This window comes from Nocardia concava NBRC 100430, assembly GCF_000308815.1.
Lineage (GTDB): Bacteria > Actinomycetota > Actinomycetes > Mycobacteriales > Mycobacteriaceae > Nocardia > Nocardia concava.
Genome location: NZ_BAFX01000146.1, coordinates 90,551 through 97,308, shown reverse-complemented (window position 1 = coordinate 97,308; position 6,758 = coordinate 90,551). Strand labels below are relative to the sequence as shown.

Below are 6,758 nucleotides of genomic sequence, written 5' to 3'. Positions count from 1 at the left end.
GGCGGCCGGATTCGCGGCCGCGGCGGTCCAAGGGACCATGGCGATTCCACCTCGGGAGTCGTCGAAACTGTCGATCACCACCAGTATCGCGGCCGCGCGCGAATTCCGTTATCGGGAATCAGCCGCCGCAGCCGCCACCGCCCCCGCAGCCACCACCGCCGCCTCCACATCCGCCACCGCCACCACTGCCGCCGCCGCTGCTGCACGAGCTGCCGCTGTACCCGCTGCTCAATCCGGTCCAGACATGGGCCGGCTCGACGGCGCCGGCGAGAGCCGGGTCGAAGGCCCACAGGACCGACGTGCCGAAGAGCGCGACGGCGAGGGCCGCGCTATCGGGCCCGTACGCGGAATAGGCGGGGGAATTGGCGGGCCGCAGGTGGCGATTGCGCACCCGGGCCCGGGTGAGCGCCGAACGGCCGCGCAGGGTCAGGCGCGGCGGGTAGGCCAGCGCCCCGGTGAGAGCGATCAGCACGATCAGGGCGATGAACAGGTACCCGACCGGATGTTGAGCCGACAGTCCCGCGATCAGCCGGACGACGCCGAGCAGGATGAGCGCCGCGAGCGGAATCAGGCCCGCCCACAGGATGTTCCGCCGCGTGCGACCGAACAGGTAGCCGCGTGCGATGAGATCCTCGCGCAGGGTCCGGCAGGGCCGGAGGGTCCCGTCGATCATGCGGGTCAGGGTGCGTTTCGTGCGCTTGCCCAGGTGGGCGTAGAGCGCTTCGGAGAGCGGATCCAGGTCGTGCTGCCCGATCTCGGCGGAGGCGCCGACCGGTTTGCCCCGGACGTCGATCAACTCGTGGCCGCGCAATTGCGCCAGGGCTGCCTCCACCGGTCGCCGATAGTCGACCAGCATCGCGATCTCGCTGGGCCGCAACGACTCCGCGGGCGCCCGCGGTGGTCGCGGCCAGCCTTGCACACCCACGCGCCATGCCAATCCGTACGCCACCGCGATCGCCCCGGCGATCACATAGAAGCGAATGAAGTCCGGGCCCGAAATGCCCCAGGTATCTGATGCGGCCGCAGCCGCGACGGTCCGAAGGACCATGGCGATTCCCCCCACAGGATTCGTCTTGCTTGCCGAGCGACTCCAGTATCGCGCTCGTACCGATGCTGTGTAATCCCAAGAAAATGGGGTGTTTAGCCTGTTTTGGTGCGATTTCTCAGCAAGTTCTACATAGACGGGTTCATCCTGTCGATCCTTGCGATGGTCGTCCTGGCCAGCATCCTTCCGGCCAAGGGCGACGCGGCGCATGTCGTGAGCTGGCTGACGAAGATAGCCATCGCGTTTCTGTTCCTGCTCTACGGCGCGCGCCTGGCCCCGCAGGAGGCGATCGCGGGCCTGAAGCACTGGCGGCTGCATCTGACGGTGCTGGCCTGCACCTTCGTACTCTTCCCGGTGCTCGGCCTGGCCGCGCGGGTGCTGGTGCCGCACGTGCTGACCAGCGACCTCTACACCGGCGTGCTGTTCCTGTGCCTGGTGCCGTCCACGGTGCAGTCCTCGATCGCCTTCACCTCCATCGCCAAGGGCAATGTGGCGGGCGCGATCGTGAGCGCCACGGTGTCGAACCTGCTGGGTGTCTTCCTGACTCCCGCGCTGGTCATCCTGCTCATGAACACCACCGGCCAGGCGAAGGTCGATCCGTCCGCGGTGGTGGACATCGTGCTGCAGCTGCTGGTGCCGTTCTTCCTCGGCCAGCTGATCCGGCCCAAGGTGAAGGGCTTCCTGTCCCGCTACGCCGAGCCGACCAAGCTGGTGGATCGCGGATCCATCCTGCTGGTGGTCTACAGCGCCTTCAGCGCGGGCATGGTCGAGGGCATCTGGCATGCCATGTCGCCGTGGCGGATTCTGGGGCTGGCGCTGGTGTGCTGCGCGCTGCTGGCCATCGTGCTGATGGCAACCGGCTTCCTCGGGGAGGCGGTGGGTTTCGATCGCGCCGACCGGATCGTGGTGGTGTTCTGCGGTTCCAAGAAGAGCCTGGCCACCGGTCTACCCATGGCGACGGTGCTGTTCGCGGGTCATCCGGTGGGACTGATCGTGTTGCCGCTCATGATGTTCCACCAGATTCAGCTGATCACCTGCGCCGCCCTCGCGCAACGCTGGGCTCGTACCGCGCCGTCAGCGTGAGCAGCCGGCTGTCCTCGCGCCGCAGTGAGCGCCCGCCCGCCGAGGGGCGCGCGGCCAGCGCGTGCAGGACGGCCCGGTCGGCGGTCGGGTCGCCGACGGCGATGCGGGCGCTGCCGTCCGGATAGCGCTTGGCCACGATCCCGGCCAGCGCCAGCGCGGGCGCGATATCGCGGCCGGGCAGATACAGGAAGTTGGCGCTCGAGCGCGGCACCCGGATGCCGCCGCGGCGCAGCTCGGCGCGCAGCAGTTCGCGCTCGGTGGTGATGCGCAGAATCCGTTCGCCCAGTTCGGCTTCCGCCGCGTAGGAGGCGCGCACCGCGGCGACCGCGGTGGCGGGCACCCCGAACGGCAGCTGCAGCCGGCGCACCCGGCGCACCAGGTCCGGCGCTCCGAAGGCGTAGCCGATGCGCAGCCCGGCCAGCCCGTACGCCTTGGAGAAGGTGCGCAGCACCAGCACATTGGGGTGGCGGGCGATGAGCTCGCGAGCGTCGAGAGTATCTGTCGCGCCGAGGAATTCGACGTACGCCTCGTCCAGCACCACCGGCACCCGGTCCGGAATCGAATACAGGAACGCCTTCAATTCGCTGGCCGGGACCACGGTTCCGGTCGGATTGTGCGGACGGCAGATCGCGATCAGCCCGGTGTGCTCGTCCACCGCACGCGCCATGCCCCACAGGTCCTGGCGGCCGTGCGGATCCAGCGGCACCGCCACCGACCGCAGCCCGACCATATCGGCCATGATCGGGTATCCGTCGAATGTCGGTGCGGCGTAGAGGAATCCGTCCCCGGCGCGGGGCAGGGTCTGCATGATCTGCATGGCCACCCCGGTCGCGCCGGAACCCACCACCACCTGCTCGGGGCCCACCCCGAGATGGTCGGCGATCACCGAGGGCAGCCGCCGGGGCAGGAATTCCGGATACCGGTTCGCCCGGTCGATGCAGTCCTCCAGTGCGGCGAGCACGGAAGGCAATGGCGGAAACGGGTTTTCGCTGAGGCTCAGGTCGTATCGGACGGCCGCCACGCCGTGATCGGTGCCGCGCAATCCGGTGGGCCAGGACACCGGTGCGACCTCGCGGGTCATCGCGCGGCTCCCCAGCGTACGGCCGCCGCCCCAGCGAAGTCCCCGGCGTGCGCGAACGCCGCCATCAGCACCACCGATCCATTGCGCAGCCGCCCGGCCCGGTTCTCGGTGTCGAGGGTGACCGGAATGCCCGCGGCGAAGAGGTTTCCGCAGCTGTCGAAGGTGTCGGGATGCCGCTCGGGCGGCAGCTCCATGGCCTCGTTCCAGTTGCGCAGGAACAGCCGGTTGGGCTGGTTGGTCACGAAGGTGTCGATATCGCGGGACTTCACCCCGATGCGTTTGCACACCACCTGCGCCACCTCCGGCACCAGCCGGTTGCCGCGCGTCATCACCTTGGCCACCTTGGATTCGGTGAAGGTCACGCAGCCCTGGCCCTCGCCGGGCTCCCAGTACTTGCGCTCGCCATTGGTGCTGAATTCCATGTCCCCGGCGAACTCCGGATAGGTCCGGCATTCGATATCGAGGATGGGCGCGGAGTTGTTCTTCACCAGCAGCCCGACACCGCAGCCGTCGCCGGGGACCGGGGCCTGAGCGAGACCGCGAATATCGGACTGGGTGAACACCGGTCCCGCGCAGTTCTGGGCGCAGGCGATGAGCGCGGTGCGCGCGTCGGTGGTCTGCAGGATCATGCGGGCCATCCACATCATGTGGACGAAGGCCGCGCACCCGCCGTTGTGGATGTCGAAGACGTAGCGCGGCTTCATATCCAGCCGCCGCGCCACCTCCGGCCCCGCGCCCAGCACCGGGTTGTCGGGCAGCTGGGTGTGGGTGAGCAGCACGTCGATCTCCGAGATCGCCTGTCCGCCATGGCGATCGATGAGCGGTGCGGTGGCGCGCTCGATCATGTCGACCGCGGTCTCGTCGCGGGCCACGTGGTGGCGGCCCTTGGGCGCGCGGAACATGACGTTCTTGGCCATCCGGTCCGAGCGCGAGAACTGGGTGAAGTATTCGGTGGGGACCGGCTCGCCCGGTAGATAACTGGCAACGTCGACCAGGCTGACAGGCGGCGTCCGCAAGGTGGGTTCGGTGAAGTCCATGGCCTACAACTCATTCCATCCAAGCCGGTTTGACAGGTAGGCCGTGCGACGCGCGATATTCGGCGATGGCCTTGAGGTTGTCGAGCTCCAATTGGTGCCCGGCGGAGAACATCTCCCAGAAATCGCCCACCCAGACCTTGCGCTTGTCCGGCGCGGTGTCCTTGTAGGGGTTCTTGTCGTAGAACGGGTGGTGGCAATTCGTCCACAGCACAACCGATCCCGGCTTGTCGAACACCACCTGGGCGTCGACCACCCGCATCAGATAGATCATCCACAGGTGCTCGCTCTGATCCCAGGCGCAGTGGTAGTCCACGGTCATGGCCTCGGGATTGGCGACGGTGCGGGTGTAGATCTTGGTGCTGTCACCCAGCCGGTCGTAGGACTCCCACAGGCCCGGCTCCTCGGTCTCGGTGAAGCCGCGCAGGCTGTAGGTCCACTCCTCCAGGCACCGGGTGTCGGCGAGATACTCGTACAGGTCCCGCGGCGGGGCGTCGATATAGCCCTGGACCGGGCAGTAGTCGCCGAAGATCTGGTCGTGCGGATACACCGATCGCAGCATGTCCAGGATGATCGGGGTGGTGGCGTCGCGATCGGAATTCTCGATGCGCAGCACGCCGGGGATGACGGCGTCGGGGATGTCGCTGAGGGCAGGCAGGGCGCTGGTGGTCACGGGTTACCTCCTGGGTGGCGTCAGGAACGGTGTGAACGGCGGGATTTCGTCGGGGTCACAGTCGACGCTGACGAACGAGGGCCCCGGGCGGGCGGCGCAGTGCCGCAGCGCGGCGGCGAACTCGGCGAGGGACTCCGGTGCGTGGGTGCACAGATCCGGGAACATGGCGGCCATGCCCGCGCCCGGATACGCGGGACGAAATCGGTTGAAGCTGTAGCGATCTCCGTAGTAGAGCTGCTCTCTGGTGATGCACATGGCGTGCGCGTTGTTGTTGAACACCACGAAGGTTATGGGCAGGGCGTACTCGACGGCGGTGTGAATTTCCATGCCGTGCATGAAGAAAGCGCCGTCGCCGGCGATCACGTAGGTCCGGCGCAGCCCGCCGTCGGGACGGCGGTGCCGGGCGAACGCGGACCCGATCCCGGCCCCGAACGCGTAACCCATCCCGCCCATGCCGAGCGCGACGGTGAAGCGGCCGTCACGGGGCAGCCGCAGGTGATGCACCACGGCCGCGCCGGTATTGCCCGCGTCGGCGAAGACGTCCGAGCCCTCGGGCAGGACCTCATTGAGGGTCTCGACCACCTCCCGGTAGCGCAGTCCCGGGCCGTCCGACGGCGGCACCGGCAGCGGGGTCAGCGCGGGCTCGTGCGGTGCGCTCGCTCGCAGCGGAATGATCGAAGCGCCGGAATCGGCTGTGCCGATATCCAATTCGCCGATCAGTTCGGCGAGAGACCGGGCCAGATCATTGCTGTGCGCGTGCCGGCCGGGCAGAAAGGGCGGCATCGCGCCGATACTGGCCAGCGGCACCCCGGCGAGCGCGTCCTCCATCCCGGCCCGCGCCGTGACCGGCATGCGGGTGCCGATGAGCAGGCACAGTGCCGCGCCGTGCAGCGCATCCAGCAGCTCCGGATTGCCCATGCTCCCGGATACGCCGCAGAAGCCCGGATCCGCATGGTGGTAAACGTCTTTGGCGTCCGGCGCGACTCCGACGGCCGCGTCCACGGCGGCGGCGAAGCGGGCGAGTTGTCCGCGGGCGTCGTCGCGGGCCACCTGGTCCCCGGCGATGATCACGATCTTGCCGGTGGCGCGGGCGCCGCGCACGATGTCCAGCACCCGCCACAGGCTGTCGATCTCCCGCCGATACGCGTGCGAGGGCGGCACGAAGTCGGGTGCGACCAGATCGGCCTGCTGAACATCCTTGGGCAACAGGAGAATCGCGGGCCCACCCCTCCGGGCCGCGGTTATCGCGTGGGTGAGGTGAGCGGGCAGGTCGGCGGCCGCCTCGACGCGCGCACAGTAGTGCGAGATCGGCGTGAACAGCGCGACCGCGTCGAAGGAACCGGCCTGCCCGCTCGAGTCCTGGAACGCGCCCTTGCCCTCCAGAACCGTCGGCGGCTGCCCGATCAGGGCCAGCACGGGCACCCGGGAGGCGTACGCCTCGGCCAGCCCGGCCACCAGATTCACCGCACCGCCGCCGGAGGTGGCGCACACGACGCCGAGTCCGGAGGTGGAGCGGGCGTACCCGTCGGCCATGGTGGCGGCGGCGAACTCGTGCTTGGCGACCACCGCGGTGACCAGGTCCCGGTGATCGAAGGCCGCGTCGTACAGATCTTCGATATTGGCTCCGCCGACACCGAAGATATGCCGGACGCCCAGCGCCGAAACCGCCTTGACCAGGTGATCTACGACGCGTGTCCCGTTGTGCATGGGCGCTTCCTTTCGGTGATCTCCACCGGTGCCCGAATACCCTCAATCCGGATACGAATGCGAGTCGTCAGCGGTTCAATCTCCGCTTTTCGCGACAGGTCTTGCTCTCTACGTATACATCTACGTATAGTTAGG

6 protein-coding genes are annotated in these 6,758 nt (G+C 68.2%); 1 reads left to right on the top strand and 5 read right to left on the bottom strand.

What is annotated here, in order from left to right; translation table 11 throughout:
• Positions 1–118: 118 nt before the first annotated feature.
• A complete protein-coding gene (locus ON43_RS45855) occupies positions 119–1,048 on the bottom strand; it encodes a TIGR04222 domain-containing membrane protein (RefSeq protein ID WP_040814231.1) in 930 nt (309 codons plus the stop codon).
• A gap of 105 nt (positions 1,049–1,153) precedes the next feature.
• On the opposite strand from ON43_RS45855, the gene ON43_RS34155 reads away from it, so the two are divergent.
• Positions 1,154–2,128 (top strand): bile acid:sodium symporter family protein, encoded by a 975-nt coding sequence (locus ON43_RS34155; protein ID WP_040814229.1) that lies wholly within the window; start codon positions 1,154–1,156, stop codon positions 2,126–2,128.
• Here the strand turns inward: ON43_RS34155 and ON43_RS34150 are convergent.
• The 4 genes from ON43_RS34150 to ON43_RS34135 are packed head-to-tail and all read right to left on the bottom strand — an operon-like array spanning position 2,076 to position 6,623.
• Positions 2,076–3,209, bottom strand: a complete 1,134-nt coding sequence (locus tag ON43_RS34150; RefSeq protein WP_083913913.1) for an aminotransferase class I/II-fold pyridoxal phosphate-dependent enzyme — start codon at positions 3,207–3,209, stop codon at positions 2,076–2,078. The genes ON43_RS34155 and ON43_RS34150 overlap by 53 nt on opposite strands.
• Positions 3,206–4,246, bottom strand: coding sequence for a 3-oxoacyl-ACP synthase III family protein (locus ON43_RS34145; protein WP_051179607.1), 1,041 nt, complete (start codon positions 4,244–4,246; stop codon positions 3,206–3,208). Before ON43_RS34145 ends, ON43_RS34150 begins: the two co-directional genes overlap by 4 nt.
• Positions 4,247–4,256: 10 nt before the next feature.
• Complete coding sequence (locus tag ON43_RS34140) at positions 4,257–4,916, bottom strand: DUF8713 domain-containing protein (protein ID WP_040814186.1); 660 nt, start codon at positions 4,914–4,916, stop codon at positions 4,257–4,259.
• Positions 4,917–4,919: 3 nt separating this feature from the next.
• Positions 4,920–6,623 (bottom strand): thiamine pyrophosphate-binding protein, encoded by a 1,704-nt coding sequence (locus ON43_RS34135; RefSeq protein ID WP_040814184.1) that lies wholly within the window; start codon positions 6,621–6,623, stop codon positions 4,920–4,922.
• Between the last annotated feature and the right edge of the window lie 135 nt (positions 6,624–6,758).

Coding starts and splice junctions, on each gene's coding strand:
- ON43_RS45855 (WP_040814231.1), bottom strand. CDS start 1,048: ATGGTCCTTCGGACCGTCGCGGCTGCGGCCGCATCAGATACCTGGGGC.
- ON43_RS34150 (WP_083913913.1), bottom strand. CDS start 3,209: ATGACCCGCGAGGTCGCACCGGTGTCCTGGCCCACCGGATTGCGCGGC.
- ON43_RS34145 (WP_051179607.1), bottom strand. CDS start 4,246: ATGGACTTCACCGAACCCACCTTGCGGACGCCGCCTGTCAGCCTGGTC.
- ON43_RS34135 (WP_040814184.1), bottom strand. CDS start 6,623: ATGCACAACGGGACACGCGTCGTAGATCACCTGGTCAAGGCGGTTTCG.